Source organism: Halomonas halocynthiae DSM 14573, assembly GCF_000425725.1.
In the GTDB taxonomy this organism is placed as follows: Bacteria; Pseudomonadota; Gammaproteobacteria; order Pseudomonadales; family Halomonadaceae; genus Halomonas; species Halomonas halocynthiae.
On record NZ_KE384440.1, the window covers coordinates 69,869 to 92,222 of the forward strand.

At 55.0% G+C, this 22,354-nt stretch carries 21 protein-coding genes, 1 pseudogene and 1 riboswitch; of the genes and pseudogenes, 13 read left to right on the plus strand and 9 right to left on the minus strand.

Annotated features, from left to right (window positions below; translation table 11 throughout):
- Positions 1–44: 44 nt before the first annotated feature.
- The 6 genes from H616_RS0109435 to cysQ all read left to right on the plus strand — a co-directional run bounded on the left by H616_RS0109435 (position 45) and on the right by cysQ (position 5,208).
- Complete coding sequence (locus H616_RS0109435) at positions 45–854, plus strand: thymidylate synthase (protein ID WP_027967148.1); 810 nt, start codon at positions 45–47, stop codon at positions 852–854.
- Positions 851–1,420, plus strand: a complete 570-nt coding sequence (locus H616_RS0109440; protein WP_051234175.1) for a dihydrofolate reductase — start codon at positions 851–853, stop codon at positions 1,418–1,420. Before H616_RS0109435 ends, H616_RS0109440 begins: the two co-directional genes overlap by 4 nt.
- 92 nt (positions 1,421–1,512) lie before the next feature.
- A complete protein-coding gene (locus H616_RS15225) occupies positions 1,513–2,487 on the plus strand; it encodes a ProQ/FINO family protein (RefSeq protein WP_051234177.1) in 975 nt (324 codons plus the stop codon).
- Between the two features lie 95 nt (positions 2,488–2,582).
- Entirely contained in the window at positions 2,583–2,834 is a 252-nt protein-coding gene (locus tag H616_RS15575; protein WP_156906446.1) for a hypothetical protein, read from the plus strand.
- 240 nt (positions 2,835–3,074) lie between these two features.
- Positions 3,075–4,199 (plus strand): porin, encoded by a 1,125-nt coding sequence (locus H616_RS0109450; RefSeq protein WP_027967150.1) that lies wholly within the window; start codon positions 3,075–3,077, stop codon positions 4,197–4,199.
- 166 nt (positions 4,200–4,365) lie between these two features.
- Positions 4,366–5,208 carry a 3'(2'),5'-bisphosphate nucleotidase CysQ gene (gene cysQ, locus H616_RS0109455; RefSeq protein WP_027967151.1) on the plus strand — a complete coding sequence of 281 codons (843 nt, stop codon included), beginning with the start codon at positions 4,366–4,368 and terminating at the stop codon, positions 5,206–5,208.
- A gap of 44 nt (positions 5,209–5,252) precedes the next feature.
- On the opposite strand, the gene H616_RS0109460 is transcribed toward cysQ, so the two are convergent.
- On the minus strand, positions 5,253–6,899 hold the full coding sequence (locus tag H616_RS0109460; RefSeq protein WP_027967152.1) for an FMN-binding glutamate synthase family protein: 1,647 nt from the start codon (positions 6,897–6,899) through the stop codon (positions 5,253–5,255).
- Positions 6,900–7,214: 315 nt separating this feature from the next.
- On the opposite strand from H616_RS0109460, the gene H616_RS0109465 reads away from it, so the two are divergent.
- The 3 genes from H616_RS0109465 (at position 7,215) to trpB (ending at position 9,650) form a co-directional block, all read left to right on the plus strand.
- Positions 7,215–7,421 carry a cold-shock protein gene (locus H616_RS0109465; protein ID WP_027967153.1) on the plus strand — a complete coding sequence of 69 codons (207 nt, stop codon included), beginning with the start codon at positions 7,215–7,217 and terminating at the stop codon, positions 7,419–7,421.
- Positions 7,422–7,650: 229 nt separating this feature from the next.
- Positions 7,651–8,319, plus strand: coding sequence for an alpha/beta hydrolase (locus tag H616_RS0109470; RefSeq protein ID WP_027967154.1), 669 nt, complete (start codon positions 7,651–7,653; stop codon positions 8,317–8,319).
- A 128-nt stretch (positions 8,320–8,447) separates the two neighbouring features.
- Entirely contained in the window at positions 8,448–9,650 is a 1,203-nt protein-coding gene (gene trpB / locus H616_RS0109475) for a tryptophan synthase subunit beta (protein WP_027967155.1), read from the plus strand.
- Between the two features lie 454 nt (positions 9,651–10,104).
- On the opposite strand, the pseudogene H616_RS15425 reads toward trpB, so the two are convergent.
- Both H616_RS15425 and H616_RS0109495 read right to left on the minus strand, forming a co-directional pair.
- A pseudogene (locus tag H616_RS15425) lies at positions 10,105–11,068 on the minus strand (phosphomethylpyrimidine synthase ThiC); the annotation flags it as partial.
- 9 nt (positions 11,069–11,077) lie between these two features.
- Positions 11,078–11,201, minus strand: a riboswitch (TPP riboswitch).
- 46 nt (positions 11,202–11,247) lie between these two features.
- Complete coding sequence (locus H616_RS0109495) at positions 11,248–12,069, minus strand: IclR family transcriptional regulator (RefSeq protein WP_027967157.1); 822 nt, start codon at positions 12,067–12,069, stop codon at positions 11,248–11,250.
- A gap of 180 nt (positions 12,070–12,249) precedes the next feature.
- On the opposite strand from H616_RS0109495, the gene xsc reads away from it, so the two are divergent.
- The 3 genes from xsc (at position 12,250) to H616_RS0109510 (ending at position 15,964) form a co-directional block, all read left to right on the plus strand.
- Positions 12,250–14,070 (plus strand): sulfoacetaldehyde acetyltransferase, encoded by a 1,821-nt coding sequence (xsc, locus tag H616_RS0109500; protein ID WP_035572977.1) that lies wholly within the window; start codon positions 12,250–12,252, stop codon positions 14,068–14,070.
- Between the two features lie 105 nt (positions 14,071–14,175).
- Positions 14,176–15,207 carry a phosphate acetyltransferase gene (gene pta / locus H616_RS0109505; protein ID WP_027967159.1) on the plus strand — a complete coding sequence of 344 codons (1,032 nt, stop codon included), beginning with the start codon at positions 14,176–14,178 and terminating at the stop codon, positions 15,205–15,207.
- 7 nt (positions 15,208–15,214) lie between these two features.
- Positions 15,215–15,964: a sulfite exporter TauE/SafE family protein gene (locus H616_RS0109510; RefSeq protein ID WP_027967160.1), complete on the plus strand. Its 750-nt coding sequence runs from the start codon at positions 15,215–15,217 to the stop codon at positions 15,962–15,964.
- A 298-nt stretch (positions 15,965–16,262) separates the two neighbouring features.
- On the opposite strand, the gene H616_RS15755 is transcribed toward H616_RS0109510, so the two are convergent.
- The 6 genes from H616_RS15755 to H616_RS0109540 form a co-directional block, all read right to left on the minus strand.
- The gene (locus tag H616_RS15755; RefSeq protein WP_276195418.1) at positions 16,263–16,397 is read right to left on the minus strand and encodes a hypothetical protein; all 135 of its coding nucleotides are present in this window, start codon (positions 16,395–16,397) and stop codon (positions 16,263–16,265) included.
- Between the two features lie 81 nt (positions 16,398–16,478).
- Positions 16,479–16,853 (minus strand): Lin0512 family protein, encoded by a 375-nt coding sequence (locus H616_RS0109520; RefSeq protein WP_027967161.1) that lies wholly within the window; start codon positions 16,851–16,853, stop codon positions 16,479–16,481.
- Complete coding sequence (locus H616_RS0109525) at positions 16,846–17,199, minus strand: Lin0512 family protein (protein WP_027967162.1); 354 nt, start codon at positions 17,197–17,199, stop codon at positions 16,846–16,848. The genes H616_RS0109520 and H616_RS0109525 overlap by 8 nt, the downstream gene beginning before the upstream one ends.
- Positions 17,200–17,209: 10 nt before the next feature.
- Positions 17,210–17,578, minus strand: coding sequence for a cupin domain-containing protein (locus H616_RS0109530; protein WP_035572978.1), 369 nt, complete (start codon positions 17,576–17,578; stop codon positions 17,210–17,212).
- Positions 17,579–17,613: 35 nt separating this feature from the next.
- Entirely contained in the window at positions 17,614–19,353 is a 1,740-nt protein-coding gene (locus H616_RS0109535) for a cobaltochelatase CobT-related protein (RefSeq protein ID WP_027967164.1), read from the minus strand.
- On the minus strand, positions 19,350–20,330 hold the full coding sequence (locus tag H616_RS0109540; RefSeq protein ID WP_027967165.1) for an AAA family ATPase: 981 nt from the start codon (positions 20,328–20,330) through the stop codon (positions 19,350–19,352). The genes H616_RS0109535 and H616_RS0109540 overlap by 4 nt, the downstream gene beginning before the upstream one ends.
- An 861-nt stretch (positions 20,331–21,191) precedes the next feature.
- Here H616_RS0109540 and thiO point away from each other — a divergent pair.
- Entirely contained in the window at positions 21,192–22,310 is a 1,119-nt protein-coding gene (gene thiO / locus H616_RS0109545) for a glycine oxidase ThiO (protein ID WP_027967166.1), read from the plus strand.
- Positions 22,311–22,354 lie beyond the last annotated feature (44 nt).

Below are 22,354 nucleotides of genomic sequence, written 5' to 3' on the forward strand. Positions count from 1 at the left end.
CGGATTGCCGTGTGATTCACGAAACCTCTAATAGCGGTGTGCCAATGCAGCCCGCTCTCGAACAGCCGTACCTTGACCTGATGCGCCACGTGCTTGATCACGGGGTGGAGCGTGATGACCGTACCGGTGTTGGTACTCGTTCGCTGTTTGGTCATCAGATGCGCTTTGATCTGTCGCGAGGCTTCCCGCTGCTGACGACGAAGAAAGTGCATTTGCGTTCGATTATTCATGAGTTGCTGTGGTTTTTGATGGGCGATACCAATATTGCCTACCTGAAAGAGCATGGTGTCAGCATTTGGGATGAGTGGGCTGATAATAACGGTGACTTGGGGCCGGTGTATGGCTATCAGTGGCGTAGCTGGCCAAGTCCGCGTGGTGGTCATGTTGATCAGATCAGTCAGGTGCTTAATCAACTGCGTGATAACCCGATGTCGCGTCGGCTCGTCGTGTCGGCGTGGAATCCGGCGTTAATTGATGAAATGCGTTTGCCTCCATGTCACTGTTTATTCCAGTTCTATGTGTCTGAAGGCCGCTTGTCGTGCCAGTTATATCAGCGTAGCGCTGATATTTTCCTAGGTGTGCCGTTTAATATTGCCAGCTATGCACTACTGACCGCGATGATAGCCAAGGTATCAGGGCTTGAGCCGGGAGACTTCGTGCATACGCTGGGCGATGCGCACCTGTATTCGAATCATCTTGAGCAAGCTGAGCTGCAACTTAGTCGTACTCCGCGCGAAGCACCTCGTTTGGTGCTGGCACCGAACGTTAAGAGCCTGTTCGACTACCGTTTTGATGACATAGTGATAGAAGGTTACGACCCGTATCCCGGAATTAGAGCCGAGGTGGCTGTATGAGCGGCAATGTCGATGAGTTGAATGCTGAGCTAACGCATGAGCTGAGCACTCCGGTGGCAATGATTGCTGCTGTCGCTGCCAATGGCGTCATTGGGGTGGATAATAAGCTGCCTTGGTATTTGCCCGAGGACCTCAAGTTTTTCAAGCGTATGACGCAGGCAAAGCCGCTGGTAATGGGGCGAAAAACCTGTGCGTCTATTGGGCGGGCGCTACCGGGTCGGCTTAATATTGTTGTGACCAGAAACCCTGACTTTGCCGCGCCAGGTGTGCGGGTTTGCCAGGATCTGGCTTCAGCGCTACGCCTTGCTGACCAGCAGGCGCTGATTGATGGCGCAGAGGAAATCATGGTAATGGGTGGTGGTGATATCTATGGCCAGGCCATGGGCTACGCCAGTCGCCTGTACTTAACAGAAGTGGCGATTAATGCCGAGGGTGATGCCCGTTTCCCGCGCTTGGCGGAAAATGTGTGGCAAGAGGTTCAGCGTGTGCCGGGCAGCCCAACAGATGGTCAGCCGGCCTATGATTTTGTCGAATATCGTCGTTTGGCGCTTTCGGGTGCCGCGTAACGCCATTCTCGACACCCGATTTCGACGCGCCAGTCTCGACGCACCAGTCTCGACGCACCATGCTCGGCAAGCTGCACTTGGAGGATTGACCTTTGACCGAACAAGCCCCCGCCCATTTGATCAGGCAGTTGGAGGACCAAACGCAACGCTTGATCGACTGTTTGGGCGTAGCGCATCGTCAGCTTGCAACGTCGCAGGCCAGCCAGGCTCTGCTGGAACAGCAGGCGCGGGCGTTAGAAACCCAGCGCTATGAGCTGCAGGAAGCATGCCGTCGGCTCAGTGAACAAAACGATACGCTGGCGCAGCATAATCAGCGCTTGCAGGCGCGCTTAGACGACGCGGGTGAGCAGCAGTCTGCGGCCTGCTCTGACTCTGCGCTTGAACCTGAACCTGAGCGTAAGCCTGTTCCTGAGCTTAAGTCTGAGCCTGTGCCTGCTACTCCTTCGCCTCAGGCGTTGCTGAAAGAGTGGTATCAGCGTTACGACAAGGCCTTCTTCAAAGGGCATACTCAGCCGTTGAAAGTGGGTATTCATGAAGCGCTTGCAGCGGCAGAGCCCTGGCCCGAAAAGCTGGTGCGTCGTGCGCTGGCATGTTATGTGAATTTGCCGCGCTACTTGAAAGCAGTACGCAAAGACGCCCAGCGTATTGACCTGCAAGGGCAGCCTGCCGGCACCGTGGACCAAAGCGCCGAAGCGCACGCTCAGGGTAAGCTGGCGCACTTACAGGCTGCACGCAGCGGCAATCAGGGAAGCAAGGAAAAGATAGCGGGTCGAGAAGCAACACGCCGGGCAAGGGCGAGAGGAGAAGGGGTGGGCCAAGAAAAAACAGGCCAAGCAAAAACAGGTCAGACAAAAAGCGGTGTCGGTCGGCACGCGACAAAAAGTAATACGCCAAAAGAGCGGCAGGCAGGAACGGCAGTCGACAGCGTCAGTTCGCAGGCATCGGTGGCGTTGAATAACCTTGGCCAGCCAAATGGGGCGAGTATAGGCGAGAGGCTGCCGAAGGATCCTGCCAAGCGTATGCAGCTTAAGCTTGATGCGCTATTGGCAAGGCATGGCAAACCATGATGTCTGTGTCAGCATAAGTTCAGCGATAGCAGGGCAGTTAATGGTGGGGTAGGTGATGAAAGGTGCCTAGGCGGTGATGGGTGGCGCTAGGCGCAATGGATCTGCCGCTGGCACGAGAATTGCTGCTTGAAAGCCCTAAGTACCCAAGGCATTATGTCTGCGTTCGCCAGCCGCCAACGAATAAAGGCAAGCTTGGCGAACGGTTGAGGTACCATAAGACAGTCGCCTCTATCGTTTCACTGCGTTACCTGTTCAAGGCTGTATGGGTAGTAGATATTGGCTCGGGAAAAGCTGCATCAAGGAAAACAGTGTTTTTTATGCTTGCGCTTCTTGTTTTCCCGGTATAGAGTTCGTTTGCGAGCATTGGAAATTACTATGGCTTGCCGAGGACTGGCTCGTATTGTCTGCCTCTAAGCGCGAACATGGCTTATAGCCGCAGTAGCGATAAACAGCAGGATAAGCTGAGTTAAGTGAGGCATCGACGAGAACCGGCATCAAGACCGGCAAGGCCGCTGCACTAGCCCCGACATAAAAGCGGGCAGGCAGCTAGAATCGAAACAGCAAATCAAGTCAAAAGGATGATCGAAATGAAAAAGACACTGTTAGCGACTGCCATCGCCGGTGCCGTGGTTGCCTCAGGCGCCCAAGCCGCCACTCTTTATGACCAGGACGGCACTAAGCTGGAAGTTTATGGTCGCATCGCGCTGGGTATTTCTGGTGGTGGTAATGAATATGCCGTAAATGGCGATGGTGAACGAATTAAATCAGACGGTACTGAGTTCCGTAATGTTTATTCGCGCTTCGGCCTGCGTGGTAGCCAGCGTGTGACTGACGACCTGACCGCTTTCGGTAACTTCGAATTACGTCCGAAAATGAACGAAGTCAACCGTGATGGACAGCAGGTGCGTAACAGCTACTTGGGTCTGCGCAGCAACACTTACGGTACTATTCAGGCGGGTAACTTTGACAGCTTCTACCTTGACGCCGTCTCTGCACCGTTTGATGTTTACATCGATCGCGGACTTGAGTTCACCGGTGGTAGTCATTATGCCCGTGGTAACTCTATTGGTTATATCACACCTGACCTGAGCGGTTTTAAAGTTTACCTGATGGGTAAACTGTACACTGGTAACGGCCAGGTAGTTGATCAGGGCAATAAGGACAGGACTAACGAATCTCAGGTCAACACCGCTGGTGGTGCTGTCTATGAAGTCGACGGCCTGCGTTTAGCTCTGGGTTATGCAGAAGCCAGAGACGGTCGTGTTGTTGCAGCTAAGGAAAACCCCAATCGTGAGCTCGACTGGTCTCAGAACGGCGAAAACATCTATGGCGGTACTGCTGCCTATGCGTTTAATGATGACTTCAGCACGCGTATCGGTTACGAGCAGCAGAAAGACAACCGTGGTATCTTTGGTATCGGTATGACTGCCGGTATTCCTGACACGGGCTGGTCGTTCAACGTCGACTATTACCACGTCAGCTACAAAGGCGATCATCGCCAGGATAAGCGTGATAAGAACGAAGACACCACACGCAACTCGTGGGCTGCTGGCGCGTATTACGACGTTTCCAGTAACTTCGAGCTGTTCGCCGAACTTCACGAAGCTGACCAGAGCTTCCAGTGGGGCCGTCGTGGTGACGAAGCCGCTAGCAGCCTGCGCGCGACTCGCGACAGCGTTTACTGGCTGACTGGCGCGCGCTACTTCTTCTAAGTAGCCGCTTGCCTCTGGCGTAAGCCAGGCTCAGCAACGCGTAGCGAGATGTACTTACTTCGTGTAGAGGTACAATCGCTAAACAAACCGGCCCCTGCAGAGGGGCCGGTTTTTTTGCGTCAACCGGATTGTTTCAATGGGTTGCGCCGCACTCAGGAGAATGCCGATGAGTGGTTTGATAACCCATGATATTCGCCAGGCGCTGCTTGACGGCGTGTTGGCTACTGGGCGTGAGGTGCTAGAGGTCTATCGGCATGGCTTTAGCGTGCAAACAAAGCCTGATAACAGCCCGCTGACAGAGGCGGATCTATTGGCGCACCGTGCGTTGACGGCGTTGCTGCAGGCCGTGACACCTAATGTGCCGGTGTTGTCTGAGGAATCACCCGCGATTGACTACGCGATTCGTCGTGACTGGTCACGTTATTGGTTGGTGGATCCAGTGGATGGGACCCGAGAGTTTATTGATGGCACGGGTGAGTTCAGCCTTAATGTTGCGCTGATTGAAAACGGCGAGCCGATATTTGGCATTGTGCATGCGCCAGTGCTAGGTGTTAGCTGGATAGGCCAGCAGGGGCAGGGTGCAGTGCGGATTGAAGGCGAGAAACAGCGCAGTATACAGGTGCGGCCGTTGCCGTCTCGAGGTGCGGCACCCTGGCGGGTGGTGGGTAGTCGTTCGCATCGTGCTGGGTTGTTTGATCAATTTTGCGACAGCTTGCCGCCCCATGAGCGTTTGGTGATGGGAAGCTCCATCAAGCTATGTTTGGTTGCTGAGGGTGAGGTAGACCTTTATCCGCGCTTTGGGCCAACCTGTGAGTGGGACACCGCCGCGGCGCAGGCTGTGGTGAGTGCTGCGGGCGGCGGTGTGCTTAATGCTCGGACCCTTGAGCCGTTGCGCTGCAATCAGCAGGACAGTTTATTTAATCCGTCGTTTATTGTCTGTGGTCAGCGAGATGAGCGCTGGGAGCTGGCATTGAACGCAGCGCTTGTGCATGACGCTTACCGGCCTTAATGCGGCTCTTAGGGCACGCTGTGTGCTATCTGGGTGATGCTTTATCATGCGGTGGCAATGCGGTTGTGGCGGCGTTTGAGCAGCTCTGCCGGTGGTGCAAAGGTATCTGGGTTGGCTTCGGCCCAGAACTCGCGGAAAACGGCGTGTTGGGCAGCACCACCTTCTAACAGCTCGTTGGGTTCAAGAAAGGTATAGAGCTTGGCCAGGCTGTTGACCTTGTTGGTGGCTATGCGGTGAATGATATGCTCGGGTCCCAGTTCGTCGGGATGCTCTAGTCCGGCAGATTCGAGCATTTCAGTGAGGGCGCGCAGGGTGTTGGCGTGGTAGCGATGTACCCGTTCCGACTTCAGAGGCACATCTATGCGACTGCCGCGCCACTTGTCTTGGGTGGCCACGCCGGAAGGGCAGCGGTCGGTATGGCAAGACTTGGCCTGGATGCAGCCCAGCGAGAACATAAAGCCGCGTGCTGAGTTACACCAGTCGGCTCCCAGCGCTAAGCTGCGGGCCATGCCAAATGCCGAAATAATTCTACCTGACGCCGCTATGCAGATCTTGTCGCGTAGCCCGGCGCCTACTAAGGTGTTGTGCACCAATACTTGCGCATCGAACAACGGGATGCCGATGTGGTTGATGAACTCCACCGGGGCGGCACCGGTACCACCTTCGCCGCCGTCCACGACGATAAAATCGGGGTGTTCGCCGGTCGCCAGCATGGCTTTGACCATGGCAAACCACTCCCAGGGGTGGCCGAGTGCCATCTTGATGCCTACCGGCTTGCCGCCAGACAGCTCGCGCAGCTGCTCAATGAAGGCGATCATTTCGCGTGGGGTATTGAAGGTGCTGTGAGACGCAGGTGAGATGACTGTTTGCCCCTCAGGTACGCCGCGTGTGGCGGCAATTTCGGCATTGACCTTGGCGCCAGGCAGTACGCCACCATGGCCGGGTTTAGCGCCTTGCGACAGCTTGATTTCAATCATCTTGACTTCATCGCGGGTGGCGTTGGCGCGAAATTTTTCAGGATCGAAATTGCCCTTGGCGTCGCGGCAACCAAAGTACCCCGAGCCGATTTCCCATACCAGATCGCCACCATGCAGGTGGTAAGGAGAAATCGCACCTTCACCTGTGTCGTGATAGAAGTCGCCGCGTTTGGCGCCTTTGTTCAGGGCGCTGATGGCATTGGCTGACAGGGAGCCAAAGCTCATGGCAGAGATATTAAATACACTGGCGGAGTAGGGCTTGGCACGCTGGCTGCCGACCACTACGCGGAAGTCGCTGTCCAAAATCTTGCTGGGCTTCATCGAGTGGTTCATCCACTGGTAGCCAGGGTCTCTTGTCTGCATCAGTGAGCCGAAGGGTTGACTGTCCATGACGCTTTTGGCGCGTTGGTATACCAGGGTGCGCTGCTCGCGGGAAAAGGGACGCTCCTCCAGGTCGGACTGAATGAAATATTGGCGAATTTCCGGGCCAATATACTCTAGGCCGTAGCGGATATGGGCCAGTATTGGATAGTTGCGACTTAGCGTTCGCGCACGCTGCAGCACGTCATGGGTGCCCAGTGCTGCCAAAGCGGTAAAAATGAGTAGGCTCAGCCCCCAGGGCCACGTCGGCAGTGAGAAAAAACCGATCAGGCAGATCACAAAGCCGAGCAGGCTGAGGGCGTAAGCGCTATAGCGCATGGGGAAGTGAGGCATGGCATGGCTTCCTTGCAGGAGTGTTCGGTCGTGACAGCGCGTATGGAGGCTGTTGTTGTTAAGGATACCCTTGATTGTTCAACTCTGCGAAATGCGGCTGGCTAACGCCTTAGAATGTCTCGCAGAGTAAATAATATTTGACCTTGGGCCAGTAAGTGGGCATGCTGTGCACAGTAGGTTAGCAAGTGGAACATCGCAAAGTGGTTATCGGCGCTATCATTGCCTCGTTACCCGGTGAAAGTCTCTTGTTTATCCCACTGCAACTCGGGATTTCCCCGGCTACATATATTTTGTAATATTGAGGTAATTCGATACATGGCTACCGGAACTGTCAAGTGGTTCAACGACACCAAGGGCTTTGGCTTCATTTCTCCGGACGAAGGTGGTGACGACCTGTTTGCCCACTTCTCCGAAATCCAAGCAGACGGCTTCAAGTCTCTGCAGGATGGCCAGAAGGTTTCTTTTGACGTTACCCAGGGCAAGAAAGGCCTGCAGGCGTCCAACATCAAAGCAGTCGACTGATTGCTGATGTTGCTTCATCCTCTGCAGTGAGGATGAGTCTATAAAAAGGCCCGCTTAAGCGGGCCTTTTTGCGTGTGCTGTTTGCTAATATGGCGGCGCGATTTGCGGGGTGTAAGGCAAGGTGCAGAGCAGAGTGTTGGCGAGTTTTACCACGGTTTTTGCCACAGTTTTTGCCACAACGCCTCATCATCATGTTTGTGTGCCAGTGCGGTACTTTTCTGGAGACCTAATGAACGCTTCTGACGAGTTGATTATAGAGCCACGTAGCGGTCAGGCCGCTGATGCATGTGTGATCATCCTGCATGGGCTGGGTGCTGATGGTCGTGATTTTGAGTCGCTGGTGCCTGCGCTGAACTTGGGTGGCAAGCATGCGGTGCGTTTTATTTTGCCCAATGCGCCGCGGCTGCCCGTCACGGTGAATGGCGGCATGGTCATGCCGGCTTGGTACGACATCATGGAGATGAGCCTGGATCGGCGCGTTGACGAAAAGCAGCTCAAAATTTCAGCGCAGCGTATTCAGGCGCTGGTTGATGAACAGATTGAGCATGGCATTGCACCGGAGCGAATCTTTTTGGCCGGCTTTTCTCAAGGGGGGGCAGTCGCCTATGAGGCGGCTCTGAGTTATCCCAAGCGTCTTGGCGGCCTGTTGGCTATGTCGACCTATTTGGCGACAGCTGGCAGTCTGAGTTATGCAGAGGCCAACCGTGACCTGCCAGTGGAGATCCATCACGGCCTCATGGATCCGGTGGTGTTTGAGACGTTGGGGCGTGCGGCACGCGATCATCTCATCGCCAAAGGCTATTCGGTAAATTATCGCCAATACCCCATGGCGCATGCGGTTTGCCCTCAGCAGGTAATGGATATTGGTCGTTGGCTGGATGAGCATTTAGGCGCGTGAGTTTGCGCTGGCGTGGCTGGCTGTTAAGGCCGGCTTTAGGGGGTTGTGGGCTGTTACGCTAGACTGGAACCTCATGATAATGGCGGGTATGCCGCACTATATTGATCTCTTTATTTGGAACTTAAACCATGAGCCAATCTCCCTTCGCTGAGCTTCCTGATGCTAATGGCTATTTTGGTGCTTTCGGTGGTCAGCACCTCCCGCCTGAGCTTAAGCAAGTAATGGATGACATTGATGCTGCCTATGAAGAAATTCGTCACCGTGACGATTTTCAGCAGGAGCTGGCAAGCCTGTTGTCTGATTACGTTGGTCGCCCCAGCCCAATTTTTCACGCTCGGCGTTTGTCTGAAAAGCTCGGCGGTGCCCAAATTCATTTGAAGCGCGAAGACTTGAACCATACGGGGGCGCATAAGATCAATCACTGCTTGGGTGAAGCCCTGTTGGCGAAGTTTATGGGTAAAACCAAAGTAATTGCCGAAACCGGGGCTGGGCAGCATGGAGTTGCTCTGGCGACGGCTTGTGCCTTGGTCGGCTTGCCATGTGAAATTCACATGGGTGTCACTGATATCAAAAAAGAACATCCGAACGTCACCAAGATGAAAATTCTAGGGGCAACGTTAGTGCCTGTGTCGCGTGGTGCGGGCACTTTGAAGGAAGCGGTGGACAGTGCGTTTGAGGAGTATCTCAAGGACCCTCATAACTTTATCTATGCGATTGGTTCGGTGGTTGGGCCACACCCGTTTCCTAAGATGGTGAGGGATTTTCAGGCGATTGTTGGCCGTGAGGCGCGTGAGCAGTTCCAGGCTTGCCATGGGCGTTTGCCTGATCATGTTGTTGCCTGTGTTGGTGGGGGCTCTAATGCCATTGGCATGTTTACGGCGTTTCTTGATGATGCCGATGTTCACTTGGTAGGTGTTGAGCCTGCTGGTGAGGGGCTGGATACGGTGAGACACTCAGCCACGCTGACACTGGGGAAGCCGGGGATGCTACATGGTATGGCGTGTTATGTTCTGGAAGACGCTGAGGGTAACCCAGCGCCGGTGCACTCGATTGCCTCGGGGTTGGACTATCCAGGGGTGGGGCCGCAGCATAGTTACCTCAAAGAGCAAGGTCGCGTTGATTATATTGCCATGAGTGATGCTCAATGCCTTGAGGCGTTTATGACGCTGTCGCGGGTTGAGGGAATCATTCCTGCGCTGGAAAGCGCCCATGCGGTTGCTTGGGCGATGCAGGAAGCCGCGCGCCTCCCTGTTAGTGAGCATATTTTGGTGAATTTGTCAGGACGTGGCGACAAGGACGCCGATTACGTCGCCGAGATACTTGGCTTGTAAGCCGGGTTTGTAGGCTTGAACTATGAGCGTTTGCGTAAGGGTGTTGCAGCCGACCAGCATGCATGGTTCATCAGCTTCTTGGTTTTTTCGTCATGTGTTGAGGACGAAGGCGTCTCTGATTGTGAGGCAGGCAATGATATCGTTGTCTGCTGTCTCCAAGGCATCGGGTTGCTTAATGAAGCCTAGCATGTGGTGACTGAATCAGCTGGGTATGAAGGTACCCAGTGCAGCAAAAATCACGACACAGCGTCCGGCGAGAAAGCGCCAATGCAACGGTCGTGTATCTTTTTTGCTGTGAGATAGGGTGATACTTTTTTATTAAAATACTTTGATAAGTAATTGTAGTTAAGGGGGTAAAGCTGCCATGGCGTAGCTCCCAACCTCTTTGTGTTTTGGGAGCTACTTTCTTTGTGGTTGGAATCGCAAGTATGACCAGCTCTTGCTGCGGTTTTATTTAGATGGCTTTGTAGATTTTTGCACCTGTCTGGCGAAATTTCTGGGCTTGTTGCTCCATACCCTTCATTACAGCTTCTTGGCTGCCTTCGAGATTGCTATCTCGAGCGTATTCTCGAACCTCTTGGCTGATTTTCATTGAGCAAAACTTGGGGTCGCACATGGAGCAGAAGTGCGCCACCTTAGCAGGGTCTTTGGGTAAAGTTTCGTCGTGGTATTCTCGGGTGGTGTCTGGATCTAGGCCGAGATTGAACTGATCTTCTCAGCGGAACTCGAAGCGTGCTTTAGAGAGCGCGTTGTCGCGACGCTGGGGGGGCGGCGGCAGGGTGCCCTTTGGCTAGATCAGGGTGTCGTGGAATACCTTTCAAGTGAGCTTTTCGTTCACACCATTAACCTTCTCCAGCGCTTGATAAATGGGCACTGGGGCATTGCGAATGATCCATTCACGGGTTGCGTGGATGTTCTGTCCAGTGGAGAGGTCCATGATGGTATCTGAGCCTCAGAGAATTCCCTAGGTCATCTTGTCGGCCTCGATCTCGTCCTCGATGGAGGAAGTAACCGCCGAGTTACCGAGGTTGCCGTTGATCCTTACCAAGAAGTTACGACCGATGATCATCGGTTCGGATTCTGGATGGTTTTCGGATTCTGGATGGTTTATGTTGCAGGGTATGATTGCTCGGCCGGTGGCCACTTTGTTGCGTACGAACTCTGGGGTGGTTTCCTCGGGTAGGCGAGCGCCGAAACTCTCGTCACGGTGTTGGTGGCTAAGGGTGTACTCGACCTTTTCGGTGCCAAGCGTCTGGCGGCGCTGGTTCTCGCGGATGGCAATGAAGTCCATCTCTGGGGTGATGGTGCCCTGTCGAATGTAATGAAGCTGGGTGACATTCTTGTTCGTTTTGGCGCGAAGGGGGAGGACGGATCAGGTCGAAGTGCAGGTTGGCGAGCATCGGATCGTTGGTGCGGCGCCAGCGAAACGCAGCCTGTCGCTTGATCCCTACGCTGATCCTAACCAGTTCAGGTGCAACGGAATCCCGTGCTGTTTCTTTGATTAGATGGGCATGATCTCAGCCGTCTTTAACGGCACTCCGTCAAGCGTTGTTGCCGACGATACTGTGTTGTCGGCTGTTGTTTGCCAGTTGTGTCGTTAGACGCTGCTGGCAGAGTGGTATTGACTAAGCATTGCATCGTTGTCGATAGCGGCGATGGCGTTGGCGGCCTGCTGAAGTGCCGGCAAACATTCTAGGGCCTGGTCTCGTGTGAGGCGCATGATAGGAGCTTGAATCGCGACTCCGATATTGGATTTGCCGCCTTGGGGGTTGTTGGCCAGCACGGCGATGCATAACAACCCTGACAGAAATTCTTCGTCGTCGAAGGCGTAGCCTTGTCGGCGTACTTTGTCTATCTCTTGTTCCAGTTTACCCATATCGGTCAGTGTGTTTTTTGTGAAGGCTTTGAGGGTGACTTCTCCCAATAGTCGTCTACGCTGAGCGGGTGACATCTGTGCCAGAAAGAGTTTGCCGCTAGCGGAGCAGTGTACTGGAACCCGTGATCCTGGGTGGAGATAAAACCGCAAAGCCGCCGAGGTCTCGACTCGGTCCAAGTAAAGGACATCACTTCCTGACATGGCAGTGATGTTACAGCTCTCGCCCACCTCGTTAACCAGCTGACTCAGCACGGCGTGTCGTGCACCATGGACGGTATCGTTGAGCAGCAAATTTTCGGCCAGTCGGCGTAGACGACAGCCTTTGCCATAATGCCGGCTATCTGCCTCACGTTGTAGCATGCCGGCTCCTTCCAGTTGCTGGAGCATACGATGCAGTGTCGGTTTGGGCATACCAGTTTCCTCCACTAGGCTTTGCAAAGTGAAGAAATGATCCTTTTCAGCGATAACTTCCAGCAGCGCTAACAGGCGCTGTGCAGGGGTGTCGCCTTCTATACGCGTTGTTTCGGTTTTGTGGCTAGTCATGGCAGGCCTCTCCCTTGTGTATCCAAGTTATCCTGTTCTGTAAAAGAAATCAATTTGTACCGCTTTACGAAATTTAATGTTGACCTTTGTCAAATAGGCGACTAAATTCGAGTAAAGTTTCGTTATACGGAACTTTTCATATCATAAAAAAATATATAGGTCGTATTCAGGAGGTCAACCATGAGCACAGATAACACCACAGATACCCGTCAAGTCGTGGAAGGTAAGCAGGTGATGACACCTTCGGAAGCATTCGTAGAGACTCTAGTCGCCAACGGCGTTACGGATATGTTTGGCATTATGGGTTCAGCATTTATGGACGCTATGGATATTTTTGCTCCGGCAGGGATCCGTCTGGTGCCAGTGGTGCATGAGCAAGGGGCAGCGCATATGGCGGACGGCTATGCCCGGGTCTCGGGTCGTCATGGTGCAGTGATTGGCCAAAACGGCCCTGGAATCTCTAACTGTGTGACTGGCATTGCCGCGGCCTATTGGGCGCACAGTCCGGTGGTCATCGTAACCCCAGAGACCGGCACTACTGGCATCGGCCTGGGTGGCTTCCAGGAGTGTCATCAACTGCCGATGTTTCAGGAATTTACTAAGTATCAGGGCCACGTGACTCATCCGTCGAGAATGGCGGAATATACTGGACGGTGTTTCGATCGTGCGATGTCCGAAATGGGGCCGACCCAGCTCAACATCCCGCGCGACTATTTTTATGGTGAAATCGAGTGTGAGATTCCAAAGCCGGCTCGTCTCGACCGAGGCCCAGGCGGCACTAAGACTCTCAACGAGGCAGCCGAGCTGTTGGCTAAAGCTAAGTTTCCAGTGATTGTGTCTGGAGGCGGCGTGGTGATGGCCGACGGTGTTGAGGCCTGTAAAGCGCTGGCTGAGCGCTTGGGTGCGCCGGTAGTTAACAGCTATCAACACAATGACTCTTTCCCAGCTAGCCACTCGCTGTGGTGTGGTCCACTAGGCTATCAGGGCTCTAAGGCTGGCATGAAGTTAATCTCCCAGGCTGATGTGGTGGTGGCGCTGGGTACGCGCCTGGGGCCGTTTGGCACCCTGCCGCAGCACGGTATGGACTATTGGCCGAAGGATGCGAAGATTATCCAGATTGACGCTGACCACAAAATGTTGGGGCTGGTGAAGAAGATTGCAGTGGGCATCTGTGGTGACGCCAAGGAAGCTGCTGAGGCGATCACCGAGCGCTTAGCCAGTCGTGAGCTGGTCTGCGACGCCACCAAGGGCGAGCGCGCCGAACAAATTGCTAGCGAGAAGGCAGCTTGGGAGCGTGAGCTGGACGAGTGGACCCATGAGAAGGATCCGTTCAGCCTTGATGCTATCGATGAGGCCAGAGGGGAGACGCCATTTTCTGGTGGCGAATACCTCCATCCTCGCCAAGTGCTGCGCGAGCTGGAAAAGGCGATGCCAGAAGACGTCATGGTATCCACTGATATTGGTAACATTAATGCGGTGGCACATAGCTACCTGCGCTTCGAGAAACCGCGCAGTTTCTTCGCACCAATGAGCTTCGGCAATTGTGGCTATGCACTTCCGACCATCATGGGAGCTAAAGTGGCTGCGCCGGAGCGCCCAGCCATCGCTTACGCCGGTGATGGTGCCTGGGGTATGAGTTTAATGGAAATCATGACGGCGGTGCGTCATGAGATTCCGGTGACTGCGGTGGTATTTCATAACCGCCAATGGGGAGCTGAGAAGAAAAACCAAGTGGAATTTTATAACCGTCGCTTCGTGGCGGGGGAGCTGGACAACCAAAGTTTCGCCGAAATTGGGCGAGCGATGGGCGCAGAGGGCATCACTGTGGACCGTTTGGAAGACGTGGGGCCTGCACTGAAGAAGGCACTGGATATGCAGATGAACGAAGGCAAAACCTGTGTCATCGAGATTATGTGCACTCGTGAGCTGGGCGACCCCTTCCGCCGCGACGCATTGAAAAAGCCAGTGCGCTTGCTCGAGAAATATCAGGATTACGTTTGACCCGGACTTAGATGCACTTAATGGTCGCTTGATGGTAGTGCCTCCCCCAGCATTGCTGGGGGCTCCTGGGTACGTGGTTGTGTCAGAGTGAAGGAGGTATATGACGTGAAGGCACTGAACCGAATTCTAGAGCAAGCTCGCCAAGACCCACGACGTATTGTGCTTTGCGAGGGTGAGGATGAGAGAGTGTTGCATGCTGCCGTCAAGGCGGCGGAAAACGGTATCGCCAGAGTCGTCTTAGTAGGAGAACGCACGGGCATCAATCGCAAGGCGGAGTTGTTAGGGCTCGACTTGGCGGCTATCGATATCATCGATCTTATGGACTCTCCCTTACGTGAGAGCCTCGCTGAGGCGCTGTATGCATTGCGTGAGAAGAGAGGTATGACGCGTGAACAAGCTCAAATTTCTGTCTGCGAACCACTATGCTTTGCTAATTTACTTGTGCGTGAGGGGTACGCGGACGGCAGTGTCGCGGGAGCGGTCAATACCACTGCTGATGTGGTGAGGAGTGCCATTCAATTGTTGGGGCTAGCACCGGGGAGCAAGCTGGTATCGAGTTTCTTTCTGATGATGCTTTGCAAGCCATTCCATAATCTCAAGGGCGGCATGATTTTTTCCGACTGTGGGCTGGTCATCGCCCCCGATGACGAGAAGCTATCACAGATCGCGCTGACAGCGGCTGACAGTGCCGAGACCCTGTTGGGGGAAGAAGCTAGGGTTGCCATGCTGTCGTTCTCGACTAGCGGCAGTGCCCAGCATGACAGCGTAGAGAAGGTGGTGCGGGCAGCACGGCGGGTCAAGGCCGAACGTCCGGATCTTGCCATCGACGAAGATGTTCAGCTCGATGCGGCCATTGTCGCCGATATCGCCGAGCGCAAACTTCCCAACTCTAAGGTCCAAGGCAGTGCTAATGTATTGATCTTTCCCGATCTACAATCCGGTAATATTGGTTACAAGCTGGCCGAGCGAATTGGTGGTGCCGAGGCCATCGGCCCGCTTCTACAAGGACTGGCAAAGCCGGCCAATGATTTATCGCGTGGTTGCAGTGCTGATGATATCTATCATGTTATTGCTGTGACGACTGTACAGGCACAGGCCGCCGAGTCGCGAGACACCACCGTAGCTGACGACGCCTGAGGCCGCCATGAGCATCGACGTTCTGCTGCCCTTCGTGGCCATTGCCGTGATTGCCGGTTACTTTCAGACGGTGACCGGCTTCGGCCTAGGAATGATCGTGATGGGCGCCACCAGCGGGTTGTCTATCACCTCGATGGCTTCGGTGGCCGCGGTGGTTAGCCTGATGACACTGGCCAATTGCGCCGTGGCATTGCCAGGTAAGCTGAAACTCCTCGATCTACGCGTCACGGCTGCCACTGTCGCAGGTATTATTCCGTCGACCATTGTCGGTGTGCTGTTGCTTGACTATTTAAGTCACAGCGCAGCCAGCGTGTTGCGCATCGCCCTCGGTCTGGTGGTGTGCTACGGCGGGCTGAGCCTGGTGCTCAGGCCGAGACCTCGCGAAACGCTCTCCTCGCGAGGCAGTTTCTTTATCAGTGGCATGTTTTCGGGGTTGTTCGGGGGGCTGTTTGGCATCGCCGGGCCGCCGGTCATCTATCAGTGCTATCGCCAGCCGATGCCGTTGATGGCGATTCGTAATATGCTGATACTGCTGTTTGCGGCCACTTCTGGTATGCGTACTCTGTTTGTCGGTATGCGTGGACAGCTGAATCCCGAGATACTAACTCTTGCTGCCTGGGCTATTCCGGTAGTGGCCCTAGCGACCTATGTAGGCCGCCGCTGGCCACCACCGCTTTCGGCGTTGGCAATGCGCCGCCTGGCCTTTGCTACCCTGATGGTGATCGGAGGTGGGCTGATTACCTCGGAGCTGGTGTGAAGCTTATAAATGCCCTAAGGATGACTGATGTTGCCCCTTCCGTCGCCTTGGCGGTGGCTGCTGCTAGGTTTTGAGCCCGGCTTTGAGGTAGGGTAAAAAACGCTGGCAGTACCTTGAGGGCGGGTGACATCGCGAGGTGATCAAGACAATCTCCAGGTCGATGGCTGGTTCGAAGGCTACAATCGTGACATCGCCATCATGCCGTCGGAGAAAACTGTCGGCAGATATCGGGTCACCAGTGCATGGCTAAGGCCCGCATTGACAAGATTGATGGTCGAAGGAAATAGATGGGTCTCGGTCACTCCTCGGTATCGACGTTTCTCGGATTGATTGTGGTGATGGCTACGGCCACCTTGGCTTGCCCCTGCAGGTCGATACTGGGCGGCCGGTGGTGGAGCTGGTAGAGGTTGAGGCGCTGCCCGAGTACGCTCATGCCCTGACACCACAACGATGCCTGACATGCGGATAAGCCAAGCTGGTCTGCGGTGGGAGCCAGCAGGTCAGTCGGAGAGCCTCAGCTTCCCTGGCCGCTCAGTTTCCAGGCGCCATCCTCCAGCGTCAGGAAGGCGGCAATTGCCGCGGTGGCAATCACATGGGTGGTGGTGTTGCCTGAGTCGTGAACGTCGAGGCCGCCGTGAACCACCTTGACCTCAGGGCGGCCACGGGGCAATTCGGCATGTAGCGTTTCGATATCGACCCGTTCGGGCTGCTGTACGCCGATGGTTACTTGAACTCGCATCTCGTGGTGGTCGATGCCGAGTGACTTGAACAGTACGATGGAGGAGTGGTGCAGGGCATCCTGTATTGCGCGGCAGGCGGCTTTAGTGTAGTCCTCGCCGTAGAGGTCATTGCCGGTCCCCATCTCGAGAATGATACGCTTCTCAGTCATGATACGGCTCCATATCAAAGGAAACGATGACGGCGGCATTGGCGATCACGGTGGTGCCGCTACCATCAGGCTTGTCGATGTCGAGGCCGCCTTTGACCACGGTGATGCTCGGCTGGCCGTAAGGGAAGACTTCCCTCAGGGCGTTTCTATCCACGGCCTCTGGTTTCTGTACGCCGATCTCGACGTCGATCAGCATCGTCTCTCGGGGGAAGTCGAAGGCGTCGGCCAGGTTGAGGGAGTGATGCCACAAAGCGTCGCGGATCGCCCGTGCTGCAGCTTCAGTGTAGTTGCGGCTACGAATCGAGGTGCCCATGCCGAACTGATGTACTAGGCGTGTTTTGGCCATATATCTTGTCTCAATCTGCGGCGTGGTCGCGAATTACAAAATGTTTGGTGGTGGTCTCGATCACCTCCCAGTAACCGCGGAAACCGTCGGGAACCAGAAAGGCGTCGCCGCTGCGAAAGGTCTGGGCGCTACCGTCTTCGGCGACCAGGCGTACATGGCCCGAGAGGATGTAACAGAATTCGTCGCGATCGGTGAAGGCGTGCCACTTGCCCAGGGTGCTAGTCCAGGTACCTGCGACCATCTTGCTGTCAGGGCTCTCGAAGAATAGCGTGGACTCGTGTTGTGGATCGCCTTCGACGACACGACTTGGCAGATCAGCCAAGCGCCAGCGCGCAGTCGTGCTGGCACTCTTGCCGAAATCGATAACCTTGATTGTCATGTTCTTCTCCTCTGTGCCGGTATAGGGTGTAAGGTTCAACGGCGGTGTTGGCCGCCGATCAGTTCGACGATCTCGTCGAACAGGTGAGTGTCCAGCGTCTCGGACATATCGGTGGCCAGGCTGCGTCGGTAGAAGGGGCTCAGGTCCAGGCCCACTCCAAGACCGAATACTTCTACCAGGCCTTCACGCGCGCGTCGGGCGACCACTTCCTTGAGGTGGTTGTCCAGATAATAGGTGTCGTTGGTTAGATTGGTGGCACTGTCCGCTGGGCAACCGTCAGAGATCACGATCAGAATGCGACGATTCTCTGACCGGGCGAGCAGCCGCTCGCAGGCCCAGTCCACCGCTTCGCCGTCGATGCCCTCACGAAACAGGTCGGCCTTCAACAGGGCGGCAATGTCGGTGCGAGCTCGGCGCCAGCTACGGTCGGCGTCCTTGAACACCATGTGACAGGCCTCGTTGAGTCGGCCCGGCTCGCGGGGGCGTCCGCTGCGCATCCACTCCTTATAGGCGCGGCCGCCATTCCAGGCGCCTGTGGTGAAGCCAAGCAGCTCGGTCTCGGCGCCAATCATCTCTAGCGCACGGATCAGGCTCTCGGCCATTATCGTTACCGGAACGATGTGATGCTTCATGGAGCCGGAGCAGTCGATCAGCAGGCTGACAGCGCAGTCGGTACCCAGTTTGATCTGTTCACGATAGAACAGCCGCCGCTCGGTAGGTGAGCTGACCAGTTGTGCCAGGCGACGCCCATCGATACGACCCTCTTCTTCGCCGAAGGCCCAGCCATCCTGGCGAGGTTCCCACAGTATGCTGCCGAGCCGTCGCGCTAGGCGAGGGAGGTTGATGCCCTGTTCGGCCGAGGCCTGGTCGAGGCGTTCGCGATATTCGCGGAGTAGGGCGCGGCGGACCAGGCTGCCGGCGTTGACCTCTCGGTCGAAGCGGGTAGTGAAAACGCGATAGACCGATGCGGAGTCTTCGAAGACCTTGCTGCGCCCCGTGGCAGCCGCGGCGATATCGGCATCGTCGCCCTCACTGTCCTCGAAGTCGAGCAACAGCGCAAAGGCGCCGGTGGCGGCCTCTTCATGGTCGGCAGTTTCGTCGTCATCGTCACCCCGAGCCTGAGTCCGTTCGGCGTGTACACGCTCACCGACAATGGCCGCTATTTCCAGGGCGTGTTCAGCGTAGGCATCCTGGTCGTGGCGTTGGCGGCGCAGGCCGTACAGTGCCTTACCGAGTGCCTTTGCCAGGGAAGCGCGGGTGCTCTCGATATAGTCCTCGGTTTCTTCTAGTACCGGCCGGGCATGCAAGCGTGACCAGCACATCTGGGCCACGGTGTAGAGCAACAGCCCGACGCTGCCCTCGGTAAGGCCGGAGCGATAGAAATCTCGCGACCAACGCTCGAAGCGCTGCAGCAGGTTGTCAGCCATGCCGGGCATGTCGGCGGGAACCCGGGTTTCGACCCTCAGCTGTTCGAGAAGCTCGAATACCAGCCGCTCGATGGGGTCATTGGGGCAATGTTGTCGATGCACGGCCATGTCGGAGCTCAGCAGGCGCATCGCCATGCCATCGGCGACGGCACGGCAGTCGGCGAAATCATCTTCGGCTGGGTCGGTGCGAAGGTGTGGCGCATGGGTAGGGAGGCGCCTCTCGCCTTGATAGAGACGCTGCCCGCGATAGTGCAGGTCGGCGTGGCCGGTTATGGCGCGTAGGCTGGCCGCGCAGAGCTCCTCGATCTGTTGCTGCCGGCGCGCCTGCTGCTGGGCGCTTACAGTCATGACGGTTGAGCCTCCTGCGTCCAGGATTCGTCGAGCTCTACGCTGAAACACCGCTGGTAGTACTCGGCAACGATGGGGCGTTCCGCCTCGTCACACTTGTTGAGGAACGAGAGCCGGAAGGCCAGGGCGGGATTGCGGAAAATCTCGCAGTTTTCGGCCCAGGTGATTACGGTGCGCGGTGACATCAGAGTGGACAGGTCGCCTGCCGCGAAGCCCTGACGGGTCAGGTTTGCGACCGCCACCATGGCAGAAATCAACTCGCGTCCTTTCTCGTAGTTCTTACTGGGTACTCGGCTCAGCACGATCGCTACCTCCTCTTCTCGAGGAAGGTAGTCGAGCTTGGCGACAATGTTCCAGCGATCGATCTGAGCGTGATTAAGCACCTGGGTGCCCTGGTAGAGCCCAGAGAGGTTGCCTAGGCCTACGGTATTGGCGGTAGCGAACAGTCGGAAGTTGGAGTGGGGATGGACGACCCGACTCTGATCGAGCAGGGTGAAGTTCCCGTCGCGCTCGAGGATGCGCTGGATGACGAACATTACGTCCGGGCGACCGGCGTCGTACTCGTCGAAGATCAGTGCCACTGGGCGCTGTAGGGACCAGGGTACAATGCCTTCCTGAAATTCGGTGACCTGTACCCCGTCGCGCACCACGATGGTGTCCTTGCCGACCAGATCGAGACGGCTGATATGGCCGTCGAGATTGACTCGTAGGCAGGGCCAGTTGAGGCGGGCGGCGACTTGTTCGATATGTGTAGACTTGCCGGTGCCGTGGAGCCCCTGGATCATTACTCGGCGGTTGCGAGTGAAGCCGGCCAGGATCGCCAACGTCACATCGGGATTAAAACGATAGGCTTCGTCGATTTCCGGCACGTATTCGTCACGTTCGCTGAAGGTGGGAACCTCGAGGTCGCTATCGATACCGAAGAGTTCACGGGCCGAGCGCATAACGTTGGGCTTGGCATTGATTAGATCTGTCATCACTGTCTCCTCGGCCATCGTTGGCCGTTGACCTTGAGCCCTGTGGCCATATTGCTGAGTTTGGCGCATCAATGGGCGATTGTTGTGTTGCAGGTACGTCACGTTGAGCGATCGTTCGATAATAGATCAGTTTCTTAAAAAGAATCAAATCATACCAATTTATGAGACACGATGTTGACGGCGAGGTGTTAGCGACCTAGAGTGATGCTGTGTTCTAAAAAACGATATAAATTATTTCATAATAAAGCATTTCAAGAGCTCTGTGAGCGTTGCTTCATAAGGGGGCTTATGAGCACAGGTATCCGCCAGGTCGCGGTAAACAAGCTGGTGATGATGCCTTCGTAGGCTTCGTAGAGACCTTAGTCGTCAACGGCGTTATAGGGCGTTATGGATAGGTTTGGGATTATGAGTCCGGCATTTCTAGATGTTATGGATATTTTTTAGTTAGCCGGAATCCGACTGGTAAGAGTGATGTGTGGGTAAGAAGTAGCGCACATGGTGGACGGCTATGGGCGAGCCTCAAAGCACTATGGCGTACTGAAGAATCTGACGCGCCTTGCTCGAGAAGTATCGGGGGAGGCGTTTAAATAATTTTTTAATATTTTTCGATTTTTTTAATAATTCAAATAATTGTTGTTGTTTTTTCTAGGGTTTTCCGTTTTTTATTTTCCATGTTTTTATGTGCTTGGGTTAAAGTTGTTTTTTGGTTTTTTTATTATTTATGTTCTTGGGGTTAAGTTGGCCGTTTAAGCGGTGATGGCTTGTTTGGTTTTCGGATGGATTGTTTTTCCATGGTTTTATTGAGGTAGTTGCTTGGCTTGGAACGGAAGTGTCTGTAATGGCGGTTTAAGGAGGTGGTTGGTGAAAGATTTTCTGGTTATTGGTGGTGGTGTCATCGGTATGATGACTGCTTGGCAGTTGGCCGAGGCTGGTCATGGAGTGGCTCTTGTGGAGCGTGGAAGGTGTGCCGGAGAAGCCACTTGGGCCGGGGGTGGCATTATTTCTCCTCTCTATCCTTGGCGTTACTCTGCTCCTATTTCGCAATTAGCTAGCTGGTCGGAAGGGCGCTATGCAGGCTTGGCAGCTCGCTTAGTGGAGGAGACTGGTATTGATCCAGAGTTTCGCCAGAAAGGGCTGCTTTATCTAGACGTGGAAGATGAAGATGAGGCTATTAAATGGGCTAGACAAGTAAATAAGCCGCTGAGTCGAATTAGCTCTAAAGCTGTTTATTCTCGCGAGCCCAGGCTTGCTGAGGGACTGGCTGGCGGAATGTGGATGCCGACTTTAGGCAGTTTACGTAATCCTCGGCTGGGTCAAGCATTACGTGCCAAACTTAAAGCATTGCCTAACGTAGATTTACACGAGCATTGCTTGGTTGAAAGACTGACTATTAAACGAGGGCATGTAAGCGGCGTTGAAACTGCCACTGGGAGAGTTGCTGCTGGCCAAGTAATTCTATGTGGTGGAGCCTGGACAGGGCTGCTATTGGCTGACTTGGGAATTAATTTGCCGGTACGTCCAGTCAAAGGTCAAATGATGCTGTTCAGAACGCCACTTGTCTCTAGCGAGAGGCAGTGGCTAGAGAGGGTCGTTCTGCGCGCTGGTCGTTACCTAATACCTCGCGCTGATGGGTGCGTATTAGTGGGCTCGACTCTTGAGGAGGCTGGCTTTGACAAAATACCGACACCAGAAGCTAAAGACTCTTTATACGCTAGTGCTATTTCTATTATGCCAGAACTCGCTGAATGCGAAATTGAGCATCATTGGTCGGGGTTGCGGCCGGCGGCACCTGAAGGCGTGCCTTTTATAGGAAGGGTTCCTAATGTGAGCGGGCTTTTTGTTAATGCTGGCCATTATCGCAATGGCTTGGTCCTGGCTCCAGCTGCGACTCGCCTATTGGTTGATGAGCTACTTGGGTGCCCCCCGATTGTTGATCCGGAGCCTTTTCGCCCAGCGTTGCGAACAGCTAATCATTGCTGAATACAGTCTGGTCTAATGTCTGGCTGATAACTGGCGCTAATGAA

Bases quoted from the DNA above. Each gene is read 5' to 3' on its own strand.
- H616_RS15755 (WP_276195418.1), bottom strand. From the start codon at position 16,397: ATGAGCGTACTCGGGCAGCGCCTCAACCTCTACCAGCTCCACCACCGG.
- H616_RS0109510 (WP_027967160.1), top strand. From the start codon at position 15,215: ATGAGCATCGACGTTCTGCTGCCCTTCGTGGCCATTGCCGTGATTGCC.
- H616_RS0109450 (WP_027967150.1), top strand. From the start codon at position 3,075: ATGAAAAAGACACTGTTAGCGACTGCCATCGCCGGTGCCGTGGTTGCC.
- trpB (WP_027967155.1), top strand. From the start codon at position 8,448: ATGAGCCAATCTCCCTTCGCTGAGCTTCCTGATGCTAATGGCTATTTT.
- H616_RS0109470 (WP_027967154.1), top strand. From the start codon at position 7,651: ATGAACGCTTCTGACGAGTTGATTATAGAGCCACGTAGCGGTCAGGCC.
- H616_RS0109520 (WP_027967161.1), bottom strand. From the start codon at position 16,853: ATGACTGAGAAGCGTATCATTCTCGAGATGGGGACCGGCAATGACCTC.
- H616_RS15575 (WP_156906446.1), top strand. From the start codon at position 2,583: ATGGATCTGCCGCTGGCACGAGAATTGCTGCTTGAAAGCCCTAAGTAC.
- xsc (WP_035572977.1), top strand. From the start codon at position 12,250: ATGAGCACAGATAACACCACAGATACCCGTCAAGTCGTGGAAGGTAAG.
- H616_RS0109460 (WP_027967152.1), bottom strand. From the start codon at position 6,899: ATGCCTCACTTCCCCATGCGCTATAGCGCTTACGCCCTCAGCCTGCTC.
- H616_RS0109525 (WP_027967162.1), bottom strand. From the start codon at position 17,199: ATGGCCAAAACACGCCTAGTACATCAGTTCGGCATGGGCACCTCGATT.
- H616_RS0109435 (WP_027967148.1), top strand. From the start codon at position 45: ATGCAGCCCGCTCTCGAACAGCCGTACCTTGACCTGATGCGCCACGTG.
- cysQ (WP_027967151.1), top strand. From the start codon at position 4,366: ATGAGTGGTTTGATAACCCATGATATTCGCCAGGCGCTGCTTGACGGC.
- H616_RS0109495 (WP_027967157.1), bottom strand. From the start codon at position 12,069: ATGACTAGCCACAAAACCGAAACAACGCGTATAGAAGGCGACACCCCT.
- H616_RS0109530 (WP_035572978.1), bottom strand. From the start codon at position 17,578: ATGACAATCAAGGTTATCGATTTCGGCAAGAGTGCCAGCACGACTGCG.
- H616_RS0109465 (WP_027967153.1), top strand. From the start codon at position 7,215: ATGGCTACCGGAACTGTCAAGTGGTTCAACGACACCAAGGGCTTTGGC.
- H616_RS0109540 (WP_027967165.1), bottom strand. From the start codon at position 20,330: ATGACAGATCTAATCAATGCCAAGCCCAACGTTATGCGCTCGGCCCGT.
- H616_RS0109535 (WP_027967164.1), bottom strand. From the start codon at position 19,353: ATGACTGTAAGCGCCCAGCAGCAGGCGCGCCGGCAGCAACAGATCGAG.
- H616_RS0109440 (WP_051234175.1), top strand. From the start codon at position 851: ATGAGCGGCAATGTCGATGAGTTGAATGCTGAGCTAACGCATGAGCTG.